This window comes from Reyranella sp. GW821-FHT12G01 (assembly GCF_058806575.1).
Genome location: NZ_JBXAPV010000002.1, coordinates 363500 through 380368, shown reverse-complemented (window position 1 = coordinate 380368; position 16869 = coordinate 363500). Strand labels below are relative to the sequence as shown.

Below are 16869 nucleotides of genomic sequence, written 5' to 3'. Positions count from 1 at the left end.
CGATCCAGCGCGTTTCAGCGCGGGTGTGACATGGTATTGTTACGCAAAGGTTGGCTGCGACGCCAATGGGGATGGTGGTCGCACCGTTGGGAGGGCGATGTCACGAACTGTTTTCGGGCTGGTCGCTGTGGGCGCGGTGATGATCGCGATCGCGCTGGGAGTCGCATGGCGCGGGAAACTGAGCGAACAGGCCGCCATCGACCGGCCGTCCCACAGCGTCGCCGCTGCCACGCCTGAGTCCCTAGCCGCCACCCCCAAGGGGCCGGCCGCGGCAGCCGCCGCCACTGCACCCGCGCCGCCGCCCGCCGCTGCTCCGCCCGCAGCCACGGGAGCCGCCACGGGCGTGCCGACCTTCGACGTGGCCCGTATCGGCAACGACGGCCGCGCCGTGATCGCCGGCCGCGCCGCACCCGGCGCCAAGATCGTGCTGCTCGATGGCGGCAAGGAGATTGCCAAGGCCGAGTCCGACCAGCGCGGCGAATGGGTCGTCATCGTGCAGGATCCGCCGCTCGCCGTCGGTCAGCACGAGCTTCGCGTCGTGCAGCACATCGACGGCAAGGCGCCGCTGACCTCCGAGCAGGCCGTGGTCGCCGTCGTGCCCGAGCCGCCGGCGGCAAACGCCCCGGCCGGACAGCCGCGGGCGGAGACGTTGGTCATGATCACACCGCCTGTCGGGACGCCGACGGTCGTGCAGCCCCCCTCGACCGCCGGCCTGCCGAAGTCGGCCGATCTCTCCGTGTCGACCCTGGACTACGACGACCGCGGACATGTCACCGTGTCGGGCCTCGCCGCGCCGGGCACCGTCGTCAGGGCTTACGTGAACGACAAGATGGTGGCCGAGGGCACGGCGGCGCCGGATGGTCGCTGGCGATTGAAGCCGGTGGATCCGATCGCCCAGGGCAAGCATGTGCTCCGCCTCGACCGCCTCGCCACGGACGGCAGACCGGTCGCGCGCCTCGAGATGCCGTTCGAGCGCGTCATCGTCGAGCCGGTTTCCGGCACCGATGGACGGCGCCTGCATATCGTGAAGGGCGACAATCTCTGGAGCATCGCCCAGGCGCACTATGGTGCGGGCTGGCGCCACACCGTCATTTTCGCCGCAAACAAAGATCAGGTTAAAAACCCCGATCTGATATACCCCGGGCAAATTCTCAGCCTGCCCAAGGTCAATAACTGACCTTCGGACAACGGAGACTGCGCGACCCATGCTGGCCAATTTCCTGGTGCCGATCCTCTCTGACGGTTGGCGCTTCATCGCTCTTTTTGCCGCCGCGACCTTTCTGGCCGCGCTGACCGGCGTGGCCTGGCTGTTCTGGCCGCTGATGGTCGTGACCTTGTGGTCGATCTATTTCTTCCGCGATCCACCGCGCGGCGTGCCGCAGGATGACGGGCTGCTGATCGCACCGGCCGACGGGCTGGTGCAGATGGTGGTCGACGCCGTGCCGCCCCAGGAGCTGGGGCTGGGCGACAAGCCGCTGACGCGCGTCTCGATCTTCCTCAGCGTCTTCGACGTCCACATCAACCGCAGCCCCTGTGCCGCGACCGTCGAGGTCGTGGCCTACCGTCCGGGCAAGTTCCTCAGCGCCAACGCCGACAAGGCGAGCGACGAGAACGAGCGGACGGCGCTGGCGCTGCGCCGCGCCGACGGCCGCGTCATCGGCTGCGTGCAGATCGCGGGCTACGTGGCCCGCCGCATCGTCTGCTACGTGAAGCCCGGCCAGACCGTCACGGCAGGGGAACGATTCGGTCATATCCGCTTTGGTAGTCGTACGGATCTCTATCTGCCGGAAGGCGCGCGTTTGCTGGTCTCACCGGGCCAGCGCATGATCGGCGGCGAGACCGTGATGGCCGAACTCGATCCCGTGGTGGCCGGACCGCGCACCGCCATCGAGTTCTAGTCCCGAAATCCAGGGAGCCCGATATGGACAACGACCTGCGCTCCAACCGCAGCGGATTGCGCGGCTTCTCCATCAACCGCCTGATCCCGAACATCCTGACGCTGGCGGCCCTGTGCTCGGGCCTGACGGCGATCCGCTTCGGCCTGCAGGGCAAGATGCAGCTGGCGGTGATCGCCATCCTCGTCGCGGCGATCTTCGACGCGCTGGATGGCCGCGTGGCGCGCCGGCTCGGCGTCACCAGCCGCTTCGGCGCCGAGCTCGATTCGCTGTCGGACTTCCTGTGCTTCGGCGTGGCCCCGGCGATCGTGCTCTATCTCGCCTCGCTCACTCACGCAGGAGCACTGGGCTGGGTCGTGACGCTCATGTTCCCGATGTGCTCGGCGCTGCGCCTGGCGCGCTTCAACACCGCGCTGGAACCCGATACGCCGCCGCCGGCCTGGACGGGGTCGTACTTCACGGGCGTGCCGGCGCCGGCTGGTGCGTTGCTGGCGCTGATGCCGCTGATGGTGAGCTTCGAAGTCGAGGCCGCGTGGCCGCGCCATGCGGTCGTCGTCGGCATCGTGCTGGTGGGCGTTGGCGGCCTGATGGTGAGCCGCCTGCCGACCTTCTCGTTCAAGAAGGGCAGAATCCCGCGCCATCTCGTGCTGCCGGCCATGCTGGCGGCGGCGCTGGTGATGGGCGTGCTCGCCAGCGCCCCGTGGATCGCGCTGTCGATGATTTCGCTCGGATATATGGGCCTCATTCCCTTCAGTGTGATGGCGCATCGCCGCCAGACCCTGCAGGACCGCAAGGCCGCCGAGGCCGCGGCCGTCGTGCCGCTGCGCTCCGTCGACAAGGGAACGCCGCCGCGCGACTGAAGACGCGGCGACGCCGATGCTCGACTCCGTCCTGCGCCCCTGGATCGATCCGCCGCTCGATCGTGCCGGCGCCTGGATCGCCGCCCGCGGCCCGTCGGCGAACGAGCTCAGCCTCGCCGGATTGGCGATCGGGCTCTCCGCCGTGCCGCTGCTGGCCTTCGGCCACTATGCATGGGCGCTGGCTGCAATCCTGTTCAATCGTCTGCTGGACGGGCTAGACGGCGCGGTCGCGCGACACCGAGGGCCCACGGCGATGGGCGGTTATCTCGACATCGTCTGCGACATGGCGTTCTACGCCGCGGTGCCGCTGGGCTTTGCCCTGGCGCAGCCCGAGAACGCGGTCTGGGCGGCGCTTCTGCTCGCTTCCTTCGTGTGCACCTGCGCGTCGTTCCTGGGGCGGGCCATCGTGGCGGCCGGCCGGGGCGAGGCGGATACTGGGGCGAAGGGGCGCAAGTCTTTCTTCCATGCCTCCGGCCTGATGGAAGGCACCGAGACGATCCTGGCGTTCGTCCTTTTTTGCCTGTTCCCGGCGGCGTTTCCCTGGCTGGCCGGCTGCGTCGCCTTCCTGTGCTTCTGGACGGCGGTGGTGAGGGTCGCGATGGCCTTCTCGTCCGAGTCAGAATCCTGATTTTCCGGTTTTTGGAACGGTCCGGCGATTCGCACAGCGAGCGAAGCGTTCCTCAAAGATTCCCCATTGGAATCATATTGTTAGAAATGATGACACAAATTCGTCTAGTTTCAATTGACCTGCCAATTTACATTAAGTACGGTCGCTAAGTTGATTCGGCGCAGGACTGCTGCCGGCCTCGGGATTAAGCTGGAGACAGGGAATGCTTTCGATTTTCCGCCGCTTGATGAAGTGCACCGATGGCGCCACCGCGGTCGAATACACCCTCATCACCTCCCTGATCGCCGTCGCCGCCATCGCGTCGATGCGCTCCGTGAGTGGCAAGGTGAGCCACGTCCTGGGCGCGGCGACCAACGCCCTCAACTGATTCTGCCGACGCTCCTCCAGACCGGCTGCCTGATCGCCTTCGCGGGCCTTTTGGTCGTTGCCGCTTGGCAGGACCTCAGGACGTTGCGGATCGGCAACGGCCTGTCGATCGCCATCGTGATCGTCTTCTGCGTCTGGGCCGCCAGCGGCCTGCAGGCGGGAAGCTTTAGCCTCCAGTCCCTCGGTCTCTCCGTCGCGTGCGCGGTGGCGCTGTTCCTCGTGGGCGCCGCTGCTTTTGCCGCCGGCATGATCGGTGGCGGAGACGTGAAGCTTCTGGCCGCCGTTGCCCTGTTCGCGGGGCCTGCCTTCGCCACGGACCTGCTGCTCGTAACAGCATTGGTCGGGGGCGTGCTGGGCGTCGCCATGCTGGCGGGAGCGCGGCTCGGGCCCGTCGCGATCCCGGCCGAGGCGACGATGCACAATCGCCTGCGCGGCAGGGTGCCCTACGGGCCGGCCATCGCCGTCGGTGGCTTATGGGTTGCCATGAGGCTGGCTGTCGGCTGAGATCGGTCCCTGAAGTTAGGGGAGAACCGATGCCGCCGTTTGCTCTGAAGACGATCCTCGCTGCCTTTGTGGGAATGACGCTGGCCACCGCAGCGGGCGCGCAGGCGCCGATGCGCAGTTCAGTGGACGTCGCATCGACGCCGGGCGTTCCAGAATTCCGCGATCCCAAGACGGGCCAGATCTGGACGCCGCTGAATGTCGGCCGCGGTCCGATCGGCAAGCCCACGCCGGCCGACCTTGCGTTCGACCCGCTGGCCCAGGCGGTGCGCATCGAGGGCGTGGTGATCCAGCGGCCGGTCTTCGTGCCGCTCGGCTGGTCGGCGCCGAGCGCCGGACCGGGCGTTCCGCTGGTGACGCTCGACAATGCGAGCCTCCGCGCCGTGCCGGCGCGACGCTGGCAGGTCGTGCTCTACGTCAGCAACAACAGCGCCGGCACCCTGGCGCCGATGGTCGACTGCCGCTTCACCAACGCCGGCAAGCCGGTCGAGGAGACGCGCGTGCTCGTGCCGGCGGTCGCCGCCGGCGTGCGTGGCGGCCTCACGATCTACGGTCCCAAGACGGACCTGTTCGTCGATCGCGCGGCCTGCCGCGTCGTCTCGCCGTAGTCGACTGGCTAGCCCTGCACCGAATAGCCGCCGTCGACGGTGATGGCGGCACCGGTGACATAGTCCGACGCCGAAGCGGCGAGGAAGACGGCGATGCCCGCGAAATCGTCGGGCGTGCCCCAGCGTCCGGCCGGCGTGCGCTTCAGCACCGAGTCGTGCAGCGCCGGCACGTCGGTCCGCGCGCGCCGGGTGAGAGCGGTATCGATCCAGCCGGGCAGGATCGAGTTCACCTGGATGTTGTCCTTGGCCCACGCCGTGGCCATCGCCTTGGTCATCTGCACGATGCCGCCCTTGCTCGCGGCATAAGCCGTGGTGAAGGAGGCGCCGAAGATCGACATCATCGATCCGATGTTGATCATCTTGCCGCTGCCGCCCTTCTTCATCTCGGGGTAGGCGGCGTGGCTGCACAGGAAGGCGCTGGTCAGGTTGCTGTCCAGCACCTGGTGCCATTCGGCCAGCGTGTATTCCTGCGGCTGCTTGCGGATGTTGATGCCGGCATTGTTCACGAGGATGTCGAGGCGCCCGTAGGTCTTGACCGTGTCCGCGATCAACGCGCGGCAGGACTCTTCCTTCAGCACGTCGACCGCGATGGCGCTGGCGTTGGCGCCCGTCGCCTGCAGCTCCTTGACCGCGGCCGCATTCTTCGTGGCATCGCGGCCCGCGACGACAACCGTCGCACCGGCCTGTGCCAGACCCATGGCCATGCCGAGACCGATGCCCCCATTACCACCCGTGACGACGGCCACGCGGCCCGAAAGATCGAACAGCTTCATCGCAGTGCCTCCCGTTTCCATGACCGTCTGTATAGCGGAGCGGCGGAACCCCAAACAGGGCGGCCCCGTTAGCTTCCCGCAGCGGCGCCAAGCGATTGGCGACAGGAAATTGGAAGGACGAGTTCGCGGCGCGTCGGCCGGGCTGACCGGCGGGTTGTGAACAAGGGTGGCGGCGGTCTCACGACCGCCGCCATTTCTTTTGAGTTCAGGTTTTCAGTGAAGGGATCAGGGCCCCACCTTGGTGGCCGGACCGTCTTCGCGCAGTGCAGGGGCGTCGAGGCGTTGCTGAGCCTTCTTCACGTCGGCGAACAGGCTGTGCTCGCCGTCGTTCATGCCTTCCTCGCTCGCGACCTGGAGCAGGCGGGCGTCGAGCTCCCACTGCTTGAGGATTCGGGTCTTGTCGGCTGTCTCGAGTTCGCGGCTGTCGACGACGTCGGCAGGATGGCGAAAGATGCTGCTGGGGTTCGTCAGCGCCTTCTTGAGGTCTTCGTTGCTGAGCATTGAGTGCCTCCATGTCGGTGAGGCACTCGCAACGAACGGCGCGGGGAAGAAGTTCCTGAAACTACTTCTTCGGTGGTTCTTCGGACGCGTCGCCCTTCTTGCCGCTCTGGGCCGCGTCCTTGTCGATCAGGTTCAGAAGATCGTCAGGCAAGGGCTCGCTCGCGATCTCGTCGTACATCGCGTGCAATTGCTTGTGGAGCCACATGTCGAACGGTCGATCGTTGCTGCGAGGCTTGGAGCGCGCCGGCGTGCCGGCGCGTCCATCCTCGGGCTTGTCGTCGTTAGTGGCCATAACATGCTCCCCGGAGGCGGAAGTCCACTCCGCGGGATCCTGTCCGACCCATTCAACTCTCCCCCTGGGACCACTCATGACTATTTTGCACTCAAATGCCGGACTGGGAAGGAGTCTCTTTAGCGGGTCGCGGCAATAGCATCGGAGTCATGATCGTCGGCAGAGATCCTGCCGGACTCGGACGGGCGGCGGGTCTCGCCTTCCATCAGCAGTCGCTCGAGCGTGTCGCGCGCGCGAGAGATACGGCTCTTCACTGTGCCGACGGATACGCCGGTGTGCTCGGCAATGGTTTCATAGGGAAGGCCCTCGAGAACAGCCAGCAACAGCGCCTCGCGCTGCGCCGCGGCAAGCTTACCGAACGCGGACATGAACTCACGCATGACCAGACCACTATCCTGATGAGGGGGATGGGAGAGGGTTTCCGCGATCGCGGTGTCGACCGGAACGGTCGGACGACGACGACGGAGGCCGGAGATGAATTCATTGCGCTGAATACGGAAGAGCCATGCCGCCAGGTTCGTGCCCGGCTGGAAGCTGTTGCGGCCCGTGAGTGCCTTGATGACGGTGTCGTGCACCAGATCGTCCGCCGAGTCGCGGTCCCGGGTGAGGGACAGGGCGTAGATGCGCAGGCGGGGCAGGATGGTCTTCAGCTGCTCATGGAAGTCCAGAGTGCCGGCGTCCTGCTTGGTCTGCGTCGTCGTCATTAGGTGTCTCCCGATGATTGCGTCGTGTGCAGGATGAATGTCGGGGACGGAGATTGGTTACACGAGTTCGAATGTAATTTTATAAGCCTTTGAATTTGCTTGATAATTTTCTGCAAATTTATTGCAACTTGTCCGACAAATACTTCCGCGCTCGCGAAACGCGGGCCTTCAAGGTGCCCACCGAGCAGCCGCACAGGCTCGCTGCTTCTTCATAGGAGAAGCCACCCGCGCCGATCAGCACCAGCGCTTCGCGCGATTGCGGATTGAGCTTCCACAATTCCGACGACAGTTCCTTCAACGCCAGGGTGGCTTCGGGATTGTCGACCGCAGGGAGAGGCGTGGCCGCCTCATTGTCTATGGTCAGGGGGCGACGGCGCTGGGTGCGAAGATCGGAATAGAAGCGATTGCGCATGATGGTGAACAGCCAACCTTTGAGGTTGGTGCCGGGCATGAATTGCTCATGCTTGTCTAGCGCGGCGAGGATGGTGTTCTGAACGAGATCGTCGGCGGCTTCGCGCTCGCGGCACATGAAGCGCGCAAACGCACGCAAATCCGGGAGAAGCGCGACGATCTCATCCTTCATCATCTCTCACTTGGGGATTGTCTCGTCATCGTGAAAGGGCAAATCGAGAGGGCAACCACATCTAGGCGCATTTGTTGTGCATGGGATACCTGGAATCGGGCAGTGCGGAACCGATCGTGCAGTCATGCGTTGTTGTGGCGATATTCAAACCTGCCATGACGGCGAAGCGGAAGAGGATCGTATGGGACGCGCGGCAATCCTGTGGCTTCTTGGGGTACCGATCCCCGTGCTGTTGCTGATGTGGGTGCTGGGCTGGCTTCACTGAAGCATCGGATTTCGAGGAAGCGACAATGATCAAGAACGTGATGCCCGTTGCGGTGCTGGTTACCCTGGGGTTATTGACGGCAGCCTGCGGCGATCGACCGGTCGACCGGGCTCTGACCGGTGGCGCCATCGGCGCCGGCACCGGCGCGGTCGTGGGCTCGACGGTAGGCAATCCGATTGCCGGCGCGGTGATCGGCGGCGCGGCGGGAGCGACGATCGGTGCCGTAACGGCGCCGGGACGCTAACACACAAGATGGAGTAGAGACCTTGCGGACGGGTACTTCGAGCCCGTCCGCAAGCATTTCCGCAAGGTCGGACGCGGGGCAGCGTCCTCCGGAAAGTCCATTGGCGAGTTGTCAGTACGCTCACACAGCGTAGTGTAGGCAGGGACGACGGTACGACATGCGGTGCGAGACGATTTCCGAGTGATGAGGGAGAACGACGTGGCTGAAGAGCAGGTAGCTTCCAAGAAGGTGTCCGAGGCAATCACCAGGACGTTGCCGTTCCTGCGTCGGTACGCTCGCGCCGTTACCGGCTCGCAGCAGCAGGGGGACGAATGGGTCCGCCTCTGCGCCGAGGTCGCCGTAGAGCAGCCGGAACTGATCGCCGAAGCCCAGGACACCAAGCTCGGCGTGTTCGCGCTCTTTCATCGCCTGCGTCAGCCGTTTGGCGATATGGAAGCGGCAGCGGCCGGTGGCGAGAGCGTGCGCGGACGCCTGAAGGAATCCCTCACCGACATGGCGCCGATGCAGCGCCAGGTCCTGCTCCTCACCGTCCTCGAAGGGTTCACCGTGGGCGATGCCGCCCACATTCTCGGCGTCAGCATCGATGCCGCCGAGCGCAGCCTCGAGGAGGCGCGTCGCGAATTGCAGCGCGTCGCGTCGGTTCGCATCTTGGTGATCGAAGACGAGGCGGTCATCGCGCTCGACGTCGCCGACATCGTGCGCAACGCCGGCCACGAGGTCGTGGGCATTGCCGCCACCGAGAAGGCCGCCATCGAACTCGCCAAGAAGCATTCGCCGCATCTCGTGCTGGCCGACATTCAGCTCCGCGGCTCCGACAGCGGCATCTCCGCGGTGAACCAGATCATGAAGTCGATGTCCGTTCCGGTCATCTTCGTGACGGGCTTCCCCGAACGATTGCTGACCGGCAAGCAGGTCGAGCCGGCGTTCGTGATCTCCAAGCCGTTCGATCCTGATCTTCTTCGCGCGGCGATCGCCCAGGCACTCGACACCGTATCGATCTAGGGTCCGAGACGGCTCGTGGCGCGTTGGTCGCTTCGCTCCAAGCTCGTCACGCTGGTCGCGCTGGCCCTGTTGCCCGTCCTGGGATTGGCGGCTTGGCAGGCTAAACAGCAGGAAGAAGCCGGGCTGTCGCTCCGGGGGGCCGCCCTGAGCTCGGTTTCCGATCTGGCGGTCGCGCGATACAGCGGCCTCTTCGACGCGTCGAAGCGCATGCTGTCGGCGGCCTGCGCCGACGACCAGGTGGAGCAGAGCGCCACGCCCGAGCCCGTCGCGGCCAATGTCGGCCAGTGCGGCGGCTATCTGACGAAGGTGCTTAGCCCTTATCCCGGCCAGTATTCCACGATACTGGTGACGGACGAGCAGGGCGTTGCCCGCTGCGCCACGGCCGCCAATGCGATCGGCATGAGCTTCGCCGACCGCGATGTCTTCCAGAAAGCGCGCACCGCCAGGGACCTCATCATCGGCGACACCATCGCCAGCCGCATCGGCCCCAATGCGATCATCCCGATCGCCGTGCCGATCGTGCGCGACGGGACGTTCCGCGGCATGTGCGCTCTCGGGATCACCTTGAAGGCGCTGGCGCAGGCCGCAGCCCAGGCGGATGGGCCGGTCGGCACAGCCGTTGCCGTCGTCGACAGGTCGGGCGCTGCCATCGGCGGTGACGCGCAGGCGATGCGCCGGCTGCCGGTGCCGGCCCGCCTCGCCGAAGTGCTGACCGGCAGCCAGGTCGGCTTCTCCGATTTCGGGCAGGACGGATCGTTCTACGAATTCAGGATAAGGCCGGTCGGCGGCAATGCACTCTTTGCCGTCGTCTCGGCCCCGGTCGTTGACGGCCCGATGGCCTTCGCCGGCGCATGGGCGCCTTTCTTTTTCGTCCTGCTGTCGGCAGTGGTGGTGCTGCTGGTGATCTGGTTCGGCGCGGATCGCTGGTGCGTCAAGCCGCTGCGCTACATCCAGGACTTTGCCGACAAGGTCGCACGCGGCGAGAACATCACGCTGGCGCCGCCGCATCCCTGGTCGCCGGAAATGGCGTCGGTCGGTGCCGGCGTGACGGCGATGGCCGAAGCCATTGCCAGCCGCGAGGCTGCGCTTCGCGCCAATGTCGAGCAGCGCGACCACATGCTTCGTGAAATCCATCATCGGGTGAAGAACAATCTCCAGATGATATCGAGCCTGCTCAACCTCCAGGCTGGCGAGATCAGGTCGCCGCGCATCCGGCGCTTCTTCGGCGATGCGCAGAACCGCGTGCTCACTTTGTCGATCCTGCACCGCCACCTGTACGAGCGGTCGAGCTGGTCGCTGGTCGACTTCCAACAGTTCATCAGCGATCTCGTGCGGCAGATCTCGGTCGGCCGCACGCCGGCCGGCAGGCAGGCCCCGCGCTACCATATCCGCGCGCCGATCATGGCGGTCGGACCCGATACCGCCATTCCAATCGGGCTGATCGTGACCGAGGCCGTCAGCATGGCGCTGACCCATGATTTCAGCCGCAGCCCGACGCCGGAGATCCGCATCGAGACGGCCGAGCACGGGGAAGAAGTCCAGCTCGTCATCGAGGACAATGGCGTTGCCCGGGACGAGGTCGCGCCGGTGCCCGAGGGAAGGGGTGGATTTGCGCTCACCCTGATTCGCGGCCTTGCAATGCAGCTCGGCGGAGAGGTCACGATCGAACGCAAGCCCGTAGGCGGGAGCCGTGTTACCGTGGTGTTCCCGACACCGGCCGCGGACGAACCGGCAAATGCCTAGACTGCTGCGATCCGCACGTTCGACCGGCGTCATCGCCGGCATCACGCTCGCCGTGCTGATCGCGACCGGCCTCATGCTGGCCTTCACTCACTCGAAGTCGGCGGCGCGGCAGCAGCGTCTGGTCGTGGCGAACTACGAGACGATGGCGCTGATGCGCGAGATGGTGATCGCGGTGCAGGACGCCGAGATCGGCATGCGCGGCTTCCTGCTGACCGGCGACGTCACCAGCCTCGAACCCTACGAGCGGGCGCGGCTGCGGATCGAATCGAGCATGCGCCAGCTCGAGGCCGCGGTCGCGAGCGATCCCGACACGACGCGCCACTTCCAGGAATTCCGCAACGTCACGGCGCAGAAGTTCGACCAGCTCAACGCCACCGTCGGCGCCTATCAGGTGAACGGCCGCGATGCGGCGCTCAATCTCGACCGGACCGGCGCCGGTCGCGCCATGCTGGGACAGGTCAGGCTGCTGGGCGACGCCCTCGTCGAAGGGCAACGGCTGCTGTTGGCGCGACGTCTGACGGCGCTGCGCTCGGAGCAGGAGCAGGCCGACATTGCCGGTCTGCTGGTGATGGCCGGCGCCTTCGTCTGCCTGGTCGTCGGCATCTGGATCGTCGTGCGGAGCGCGGGCCGGCTGGAGCGCAGCCAGTTTGCGCTGGCGGGCAGGACGCGGCTGCTGCAGGCGACGCTTGAGAGCCTGCGCGATCCGATCTTCGTGATCGACGGCGAGCGGAACGTCGTCGCCTGGAACGAGGCCTTCGCCAAGCTCGCGCAATGGGAGCCGGGCAAACAGGCGCCACCGACCCTCGATCAGCTGCTGTCCGAGCGTTCGGCCGCGACGCGGGCGCTGCTCCAGCCGCTTCAGCTCAATGCGACACCATCCAAAGGCCCCGCGGTGACACGCGTGGCGCATGACGGGCGCGATTACGAGATCTATCGCGGCGAGATGTCGGGCGGCGGCGCGGTGGTGCGTTGCGTCGACATCACCGAGAAGCTGCATGACGAGGCAGCCCTGCGTCAGGGCCAGAAGATGGAAGCCACCGGCCAGCTGACCGGCGGCATGGCGCACGACTTCAACAACATCCTGCAGGTCATTCGCGCCAACCTCGATCTGCTGAAAGGCGAGGTCGGGGCGAACGAGGCGATGCTGTCGCGTGTGCAGAGCGCGACGGCGGCGGCCGATCGCGGCGCCCGCCTGACGCAGCAGCTCCTGGCCTTCGCGCGGCGCCAGCCGCTGACGCCGCAACCTACCAACGTGGCGCGGCTGGTGGCCGACCTCGCCGACCTGATGCGCCATTCATTGGGTGAGCGCATCGGCATTGAGCTCAAGACGGCCGACGATCCGTGGAACGCCAGGATCGATGCCGGCCAGCTCGAGAACGCCATTCTCAATCTTTCGATCAACGCCCGCGACGCCATGCCGGACGGCGGCACGGTCCGGGTCGAGGTCTCGAACGCCACGCTGGATCGCCGTTACGCCGCGCTGCATCCCGACGTGACGCCCGGACCCTATGTCCTGGTCGATGTCAGCGACACCGGCACCGGCATGCCGCCCGAGGTCGCCGCCCAGGCCTTCGATCCGTTCTTCACCACCAAGGGCGACGGCAAGGGCACGGGCCTCGGCCTCAGCATGGTCTACGGCTTCGTGCGCCAGTCGAACGGCCATATCCGGATCGACAGCGCGATCGGGCAGGGGACCAGCGTGAAGCTCTACCTGCCGCGCACCGAGGATCCGGTGGTCGAGGAGAGCACCGACGCGGGCAGCGCGGTGAGCGGCACAGAGCGCATCCTGGTGGTCGAGGACAGCGAGGATGTCCGTCGCGCCGTCGTCGACATGCTGACGGGCTGGGGCTATCGCGTCGAGGCGGCCGAGGATCCCGATGTGGCCGCCGCCATCCTGGAAAAGGATCCGGCCTTCGATCTGCTGTTCACCGACATCGTCATGCCAGGCACGATGACCGCGGTCGAACTGGCGCAACTGGCGCAACGGCTTCGGCCGGGCATCGCGGTGTTGCTGACTTCCGGGTTCGCGCGCGGCCTGATCCCGGATCATACGCGGTCGGGTTATCCGATGATCGCCAAGCCCTACAGCAGCGACGCCCTCTCGGCGAAGCTGCGCAGCGTGCTGGCCAACCGGCGGCCCGCTCCCGCGCCGCCGCCGGAGGAGTCTTCCGAGGACATTGCCGCGCAGGCCGCTGCTGTCGGCCGGGCGAGGCGGGTGTTGCTGGTCGAGGACGAGGTCGTGCTGCGCATGTCGACCACGGACATGCTGGAGCGCCTGGGCTGTTCGGTGTCCGGCGTCGGCAGTGGCGAAGCGGCCTTGGAACTGCTCGGGCAGGAAGGCGACTACGATCTCCTGCTCACGGACGTGGGCCTGCCGGGCATGAGTGGGGAGGAACTCGCAGCGAAGGTGCGGGAACAGTATCCTTCTTTGCCCGTCGTCATTGCCAGCGGCTACGGCCGGTCCGGCATGCAGGCCGAGGGCATGCAATTCATCTCCAAGCCTTACTCCTCGATCGATCTTCAGCAGGCTCTCGACCACGCGATCCGCAAGGCGGCGTGAGCGCTCCCTCAGTTTTCCCCCGAGGAATCACGCGCGGCGGCTGCAACCCCTGACGAATTTGCGGCGTTCATCTGGCGAGCGTGGGGCAATCGTGGAGGGGAATATGAAGTCCAAGCAAGCGCCCGAAGCGTCCAACATCATTCGTCAGGATCATGCGGACCACAGCCCGCTGGCCGATGAACTGATGGACCTCTACGTCGCGTTGCTGATCGTCGTTCCGATCGCCTTCCTGCTGAAATCGATCTGGATCTGACCTGGCATCGGCCACGGCAAGCCGTCCGGTTCTGCCTTAATTGAGACCGGCAACCTCGGTTTGGGCGCACCGTTAACAGGTCCCAATCAGGAGGTACTCCATGCGTTCAATCGCAATGCTGGCCGCGTGCGCCGGCCTCGCCGTCGTTTCCCTTCCGCTCGTCGCCAGCGCCCAGACGTCGAGCCAGACGACCACCCAGAATGACGTGAAGACGATCTGGGAGAAGTTCAAGGGCAATTGGACCCAGACAAAGGGCTCCGTGAAGGAGCAGTGGGGCAAGCTCACCGACGACGATCTGCTGGCCATCGAGGGCCGTCGCGATCAGCTCGTGGGCAAGATCCAGGCCCGCTACGGCATCACCAAGCAAGAGGCCGAAGCCCAGGTCGGGACCTGGGAGCAGCGCCGCTTCCGTGACATGTAAGGAGGGATGACCATGAAGCGCTCCATCAGCCTGGTCGTCCTGACCGGCGCCATTGCGATAGTCTCCTCCGCCGCCGCTTTCGCGCAGGCTCCCGGTACCGTGGGAGCCGGCGTGTCGGCGAACGGCCTCACGCAATTCAAGGACGAACGGACCGGCAAGGTCTGGACGCCCGAGAATGTCAGCAAGGACAACCAGACCCCGCAGCAGCAGGCCGCGATGCCGAAGACTGCCGCCGACAAGGCGTTCGATCCGAACAGCCAGATGGTCGGCACCCAGATCGTCGTGCAGCGTCCCCGCGGCAACCTGATGGGCACGGTGCCGATCACCGCCGGTCCGACGGTGCCGGCGGTCGTCATCGACAGCCCGTGGCTGCAGGCCGTGCCGCAGCAGAACTGGTTGTCCGTGCTCTACGTCACGAACAACAGCGCCAATGTCGTCGACGCGGTGGTGGGCTGCAGCTTCACCAATGGCGGCCGACCGGTTCAGGACACGCGCGTCGTGCTGCCGCCATCAGGCCCCGGCGAGCGGTGGGGCGTGCCAGTCTACGGCCCGCCGGTCTCGACCTTCGTGGACCGCGTGACCTGTCGCATCCTGTCGCCGGCGTAATACGCCGTGTCGTTTCGGCCATCGTGGGCCGGCCTTCCGAAAGGAAGGCCGGCCCGTTTCGTTTGGCGTGAAAGACGGCTACGTTGTCTGTCCGGGGTTTAAGGGGATTTAAATGCGTAGGACTGTATTGGGACGTCGGACGGCACTGGCAGGCGGTGTCGCCCTGGCGAGCGCTTCATTGATTCGGCCGCGCGAGGCGAGGGCGGCCAAGGGACTGACCGTGGTCCTCGAATCCGAGGTGACGATCCTCGATCCGCACGCCACCACCGCCGCGATCACGCGCACCTTCGGCACGCACGTCTTCGACACGCTCTTCGCCATGAACGACAAGGGCGAGATCAAGCCCCAGATGGTCGAGAGCTTCGACAGCAGCTCCGACAAGCTCACCTGGAATTTCGTCCTGCGCGACGGCCTCAAGTGGCACGACGGCACGCCGGTGACGGCGGAGGATTGCGTCGCTTCGCTGAAGCGTTGGGCGCCGCGCGATGCGCTGGGCAAGATGCTGCTGGCCGACACGGACGTGCTGGAAGCCTCCAACCCGAAGACCATCAAGCTCGTGCTGAAGCAGCCGTTCCCGCTGCTCCTCGAAGTGCTGGGCAAGCCCAATGCGCCGCTGCCGGTGATGATGCCGGCGCGCCTTGCCGCGACGCCGGGTGACCAGCGTATTGCCGAGCCGATCGGCTCGGGCCCGTTCCGGTTCGTGAAGGACCAGTGGCGGCCGGGCAACGCGATGATCCTGGAGCGCTTTGCCGGCTACGTGCCGCGCAAGGAAGCGCCGGACTTCCTGACCGGCGGCAAGAACGTGAAGATCGACCAGCTCACCCTGCGCGTGATGCCGGACCAGTCGACCGGCGCCAATGCACTGATCGCCGGCGAGATCGATTACATGCAGTACCTGCCGTTCGACATGCTGCCGGTGCTGGAGAAGGAAAAGTCGGTCAAGCTGCTGGGCCTGGGCGGCATCCACCAGTTCCAGGGCAACTTCCGCCTGAACCATGCCTTCCCGCCGTTCGACAATCCCGCGGTGCGCAAGGTGATGTGGAAGCTGGTCGATCCGAACGCGACCCTCCAGGCGATCGGCGTGCCCGACAAGTACCAGACCAAGGACTGCTCCTCGTTCTGGATGTGCGGCGCGCCGTTGTCGACCGACGCCGGCGCCACCGGCAACAAGTTCGACCTCGCGGCCGCGCGCGCCGAGCTGAAGGCCTCGGGTTACAAGAACGAGCCGGTGATCATCCTCGAGGTCGCCGGCTCGATCAGCCAGACCGCCTCGCGCGTGCTGGCGCAGAACATGAAGGACGTCGGCTTCAACGTGGAGCAGCAGCCGCGCGACTGGCCGACCGTCCTGGCGCGCCGCGCCAAGAAGGACGGCTGGTCGATGTTTCCGGTCTATTCGAACGGCACGGACATGTACTCGCCGCTCACGCACTTCTACGTGGCGGCGACCTGCAACGACTTTCCCGGCTGGTCCTGCGACAACCGCATTCCGGACCTGCTGAAGGCCTTCACCCGCGCCGCCACGCCGGAGGAGCGCAAAAAGATCGCAGCGGAGATCCAGGTGCTCGCTTACGACCTGGTGCCGGCCGTCATGTGGGGACAGTTCACGATCCCCGCCGGTTACAGGAATGACCTGAAGGGCCTGATCCAGTCGTCCTACCCGATGTTCTGGGAAGTCGACCGCTAGGAGGAACCAGCCATGCGATCCAGCGTTGTCGGCCAGGGTGCGGTGCGCACCCGGAGGAGCCGAAATGCTGGGTCGCAGTCTGCTGATCGTCGTTGCCGCCGTGACCCTCGGGGCCTGCGCCACCGAAACCCGCGTAGTGGTTGCCGACGATTCCTGCACGGCCTACGGCTTCCGGCCGGGCACGACGGAATATGCCAACTGCAAGTCGCGCGAGCTTGCGGCCCGTCGCGAGGGACGGGTGGCGGTCGCGACATACTCTTCGCAGCAGGTGCTCGCGGATTCGCAGGCAGCTTGCCGATCCTATGGCATAGTTCCCTACAGCGCCGGCTTCGACCAATGCGTCCAGCGGGAGTTCGCGGCGCGCCGACCTGTATGATGGA

Annotated in this window: 21 protein-coding genes; 16 read left to right on the top strand and 5 right to left on the bottom strand. The window is 66.0% G+C overall.

What is annotated here, in order from left to right; all coding sequences use genetic code 11:
- The first annotated feature begins 97 nt into the window (after positions 1-97).
- The 7 genes from AC1RP5_RS21250 (at position 98) to AC1RP5_RS21220 (ending at position 4858) form a co-directional block, all read left to right on the top strand.
- The gene (locus tag AC1RP5_RS21250) at positions 98-1177 is read left to right on the top strand and encodes a LysM peptidoglycan-binding domain-containing protein (protein ID WP_493114004.1); all 1080 of its coding nucleotides are present in this window, start codon (positions 98-100) and stop codon (positions 1175-1177) included.
- A gap of 28 nt (positions 1178-1205) precedes the next feature.
- Positions 1206-1898 (top strand): phosphatidylserine decarboxylase, encoded by a 693-nt coding sequence (locus AC1RP5_RS21245; protein ID WP_493114002.1) that lies wholly within the window; start codon positions 1206-1208, stop codon positions 1896-1898.
- Between the two features lie 23 nt (positions 1899-1921).
- Positions 1922-2755, top strand: a complete 834-nt coding sequence (gene pssA, locus AC1RP5_RS21240) for a CDP-diacylglycerol--serine O-phosphatidyltransferase (protein WP_493114000.1) — start codon at positions 1922-1924, stop codon at positions 2753-2755.
- Between the two features lie 16 nt (positions 2756-2771).
- Positions 2772-3383 (top strand): CDP-alcohol phosphatidyltransferase family protein, encoded by a 612-nt coding sequence (locus tag AC1RP5_RS21235; RefSeq protein ID WP_493113999.1) that lies wholly within the window; start codon positions 2772-2774, stop codon positions 3381-3383.
- A gap of 202 nt (positions 3384-3585) precedes the next feature.
- Positions 3586-3750: a Flp family type IVb pilin gene (locus tag AC1RP5_RS21230; protein ID WP_493113997.1), complete on the top strand. Its 165-nt coding sequence runs from the start codon at positions 3586-3588 to the stop codon at positions 3748-3750.
- Positions 3747-4253: an A24 family peptidase gene (locus AC1RP5_RS21225; protein WP_493115237.1), complete on the top strand. Its 507-nt coding sequence runs from the start codon at positions 3747-3749 to the stop codon at positions 4251-4253. The genes AC1RP5_RS21230 and AC1RP5_RS21225 overlap by 4 nt, the downstream gene beginning before the upstream one ends.
- A gap of 29 nt (positions 4254-4282) precedes the next feature.
- The gene (locus tag AC1RP5_RS21220) at positions 4283-4858 is read left to right on the top strand and encodes a hypothetical protein (RefSeq protein WP_493113995.1); all 576 of its coding nucleotides are present in this window, start codon (positions 4283-4285) and stop codon (positions 4856-4858) included.
- An 8-nt stretch (positions 4859-4866) separates the two neighbouring features.
- On the opposite strand, the gene AC1RP5_RS21215 is transcribed toward AC1RP5_RS21220, so the two are convergent.
- The 5 genes from AC1RP5_RS21215 to AC1RP5_RS21195 form a co-directional block, all read right to left on the bottom strand.
- Positions 4867-5631 carry a glucose 1-dehydrogenase gene (locus tag AC1RP5_RS21215; RefSeq protein WP_493113993.1) on the bottom strand — a complete coding sequence of 255 codons (765 nt, stop codon included), beginning with the start codon at positions 5629-5631 and terminating at the stop codon, positions 4867-4869.
- 225 nt (positions 5632-5856) lie between these two features.
- Entirely contained in the window at positions 5857-6132 is a 276-nt protein-coding gene (locus tag AC1RP5_RS21210; RefSeq protein WP_493113992.1) for a hypothetical protein, read from the bottom strand.
- A 61-nt stretch (positions 6133-6193) separates the two neighbouring features.
- On the bottom strand, positions 6194-6424 hold the full coding sequence (locus AC1RP5_RS21205; protein ID WP_493113990.1) for a NepR family anti-sigma factor: 231 nt from the start codon (positions 6422-6424) through the stop codon (positions 6194-6196).
- A gap of 119 nt (positions 6425-6543) precedes the next feature.
- A complete protein-coding gene (locus AC1RP5_RS21200; RefSeq protein WP_493113989.1) occupies positions 6544-7128 on the bottom strand; it encodes a sigma-70 family RNA polymerase sigma factor in 585 nt (194 codons plus the stop codon).
- Between the two features lie 118 nt (positions 7129-7246).
- Complete coding sequence (locus AC1RP5_RS21195) at positions 7247-7711, bottom strand: sigma-70 family RNA polymerase sigma factor (protein WP_493113987.1); 465 nt, start codon at positions 7709-7711, stop codon at positions 7247-7249.
- Between the two features lie 290 nt (positions 7712-8001).
- Here AC1RP5_RS21195 and AC1RP5_RS21190 point away from each other — a divergent pair, with 290 nt between their 5' ends.
- The 9 genes from AC1RP5_RS21190 to AC1RP5_RS21150 all read left to right on the top strand — a co-directional run bounded on the left by AC1RP5_RS21190 (position 8002) and on the right by AC1RP5_RS21150 (position 16865).
- Positions 8002-8220 carry a YMGG-like glycine zipper-containing protein gene (locus AC1RP5_RS21190; RefSeq protein WP_493113985.1) on the top strand — a complete coding sequence of 73 codons (219 nt, stop codon included), beginning with the start codon at positions 8002-8004 and terminating at the stop codon, positions 8218-8220.
- A gap of 198 nt (positions 8221-8418) precedes the next feature.
- Complete coding sequence (locus tag AC1RP5_RS21185) at positions 8419-9222, top strand: response regulator (RefSeq protein ID WP_493113983.1); 804 nt, start codon at positions 8419-8421, stop codon at positions 9220-9222.
- Between the two features lie 15 nt (positions 9223-9237).
- On the top strand, positions 9238-10965 hold the full coding sequence (locus tag AC1RP5_RS21180) for a sensor histidine kinase (protein WP_493113982.1): 1728 nt from the start codon (positions 9238-9240) through the stop codon (positions 10963-10965).
- Positions 10958-13525, top strand: coding sequence for a response regulator (locus tag AC1RP5_RS21175; RefSeq protein WP_493113981.1), 2568 nt, complete (start codon positions 10958-10960; stop codon positions 13523-13525). The genes AC1RP5_RS21180 and AC1RP5_RS21175 overlap by 8 nt, the downstream gene beginning before the upstream one ends.
- A 103-nt stretch (positions 13526-13628) precedes the next feature.
- Positions 13629-13778: a hypothetical protein gene (locus AC1RP5_RS21170; protein ID WP_493113980.1), complete on the top strand. Its 150-nt coding sequence runs from the start codon at positions 13629-13631 to the stop codon at positions 13776-13778.
- Positions 13779-13992: 214 nt separating this feature from the next.
- Positions 13993-14199, top strand: coding sequence for a CsbD family protein (locus tag AC1RP5_RS21165; protein ID WP_493115235.1), 207 nt, complete (start codon positions 13993-13995; stop codon positions 14197-14199).
- A 12-nt stretch (positions 14200-14211) separates the two neighbouring features.
- On the top strand, positions 14212-14805 hold the full coding sequence (locus AC1RP5_RS21160; protein ID WP_493113978.1) for a hypothetical protein: 594 nt from the start codon (positions 14212-14214) through the stop codon (positions 14803-14805).
- A 112-nt stretch (positions 14806-14917) separates the two neighbouring features.
- A complete protein-coding gene (locus AC1RP5_RS21155) occupies positions 14918-16489 on the top strand; it encodes an ABC transporter substrate-binding protein (RefSeq protein WP_493113977.1) in 1572 nt (523 codons plus the stop codon).
- 64 nt (positions 16490-16553) lie between these two features.
- Positions 16554-16865 (top strand): hypothetical protein, encoded by a 312-nt coding sequence (locus AC1RP5_RS21150; RefSeq protein ID WP_493113975.1) that lies wholly within the window; start codon positions 16554-16556, stop codon positions 16863-16865.
- Positions 16866-16869 lie beyond the last annotated feature (4 nt).

Bases quoted from the DNA above. Each gene is read 5' to 3' on its own strand.
- AC1RP5_RS21250 (WP_493114004.1), top strand. From the start codon at position 98: ATGTCACGAACTGTTTTCGGGCTGGTCGCTGTGGGCGCGGTGATGATC.
- AC1RP5_RS21245 (WP_493114002.1), top strand. From the start codon at position 1,206: ATGCTGGCCAATTTCCTGGTGCCGATCCTCTCTGACGGTTGGCGCTTC.
- pssA (WP_493114000.1), top strand. From the start codon at position 1,922: ATGGACAACGACCTGCGCTCCAACCGCAGCGGATTGCGCGGCTTCTCC.
- AC1RP5_RS21235 (WP_493113999.1), top strand. From the start codon at position 2,772: ATGCTCGACTCCGTCCTGCGCCCCTGGATCGATCCGCCGCTCGATCGT.
- AC1RP5_RS21230 (WP_493113997.1), top strand. From the start codon at position 3,586: ATGCTTTCGATTTTCCGCCGCTTGATGAAGTGCACCGATGGCGCCACC.
- AC1RP5_RS21220 (WP_493113995.1), top strand. From the start codon at position 4,283: ATGCCGCCGTTTGCTCTGAAGACGATCCTCGCTGCCTTTGTGGGAATG.
- AC1RP5_RS21215 (WP_493113993.1), bottom strand. From the start codon at position 5,631: ATGAAGCTGTTCGATCTTTCGGGCCGCGTGGCCGTCGTCACGGGTGGT.
- AC1RP5_RS21210 (WP_493113992.1), bottom strand. From the start codon at position 6,132: ATGCTCAGCAACGAAGACCTCAAGAAGGCGCTGACGAACCCCAGCAGC.
- AC1RP5_RS21205 (WP_493113990.1), bottom strand. From the start codon at position 6,424: ATGGCCACTAACGACGACAAGCCCGAGGATGGACGCGCCGGCACGCCG.
- AC1RP5_RS21200 (WP_493113989.1), bottom strand. From the start codon at position 7,128: ATGACGACGACGCAGACCAAGCAGGACGCCGGCACTCTGGACTTCCAT.
- AC1RP5_RS21195 (WP_493113987.1), bottom strand. From the start codon at position 7,711: ATGAAGGATGAGATCGTCGCGCTTCTCCCGGATTTGCGTGCGTTTGCG.
- AC1RP5_RS21190 (WP_493113985.1), top strand. From the start codon at position 8,002: ATGATCAAGAACGTGATGCCCGTTGCGGTGCTGGTTACCCTGGGGTTA.
- AC1RP5_RS21175 (WP_493113981.1), top strand. From the start codon at position 10,958: ATGCCTAGACTGCTGCGATCCGCACGTTCGACCGGCGTCATCGCCGGC.
- AC1RP5_RS21170 (WP_493113980.1), top strand. From the start codon at position 13,629: ATGAAGTCCAAGCAAGCGCCCGAAGCGTCCAACATCATTCGTCAGGAT.
- AC1RP5_RS21160 (WP_493113978.1), top strand. From the start codon at position 14,212: ATGAAGCGCTCCATCAGCCTGGTCGTCCTGACCGGCGCCATTGCGATA.
- AC1RP5_RS21155 (WP_493113977.1), top strand. From the start codon at position 14,918: ATGCGTAGGACTGTATTGGGACGTCGGACGGCACTGGCAGGCGGTGTC.
- AC1RP5_RS21150 (WP_493113975.1), top strand. From the start codon at position 16,554: ATGCTGGGTCGCAGTCTGCTGATCGTCGTTGCCGCCGTGACCCTCGGG.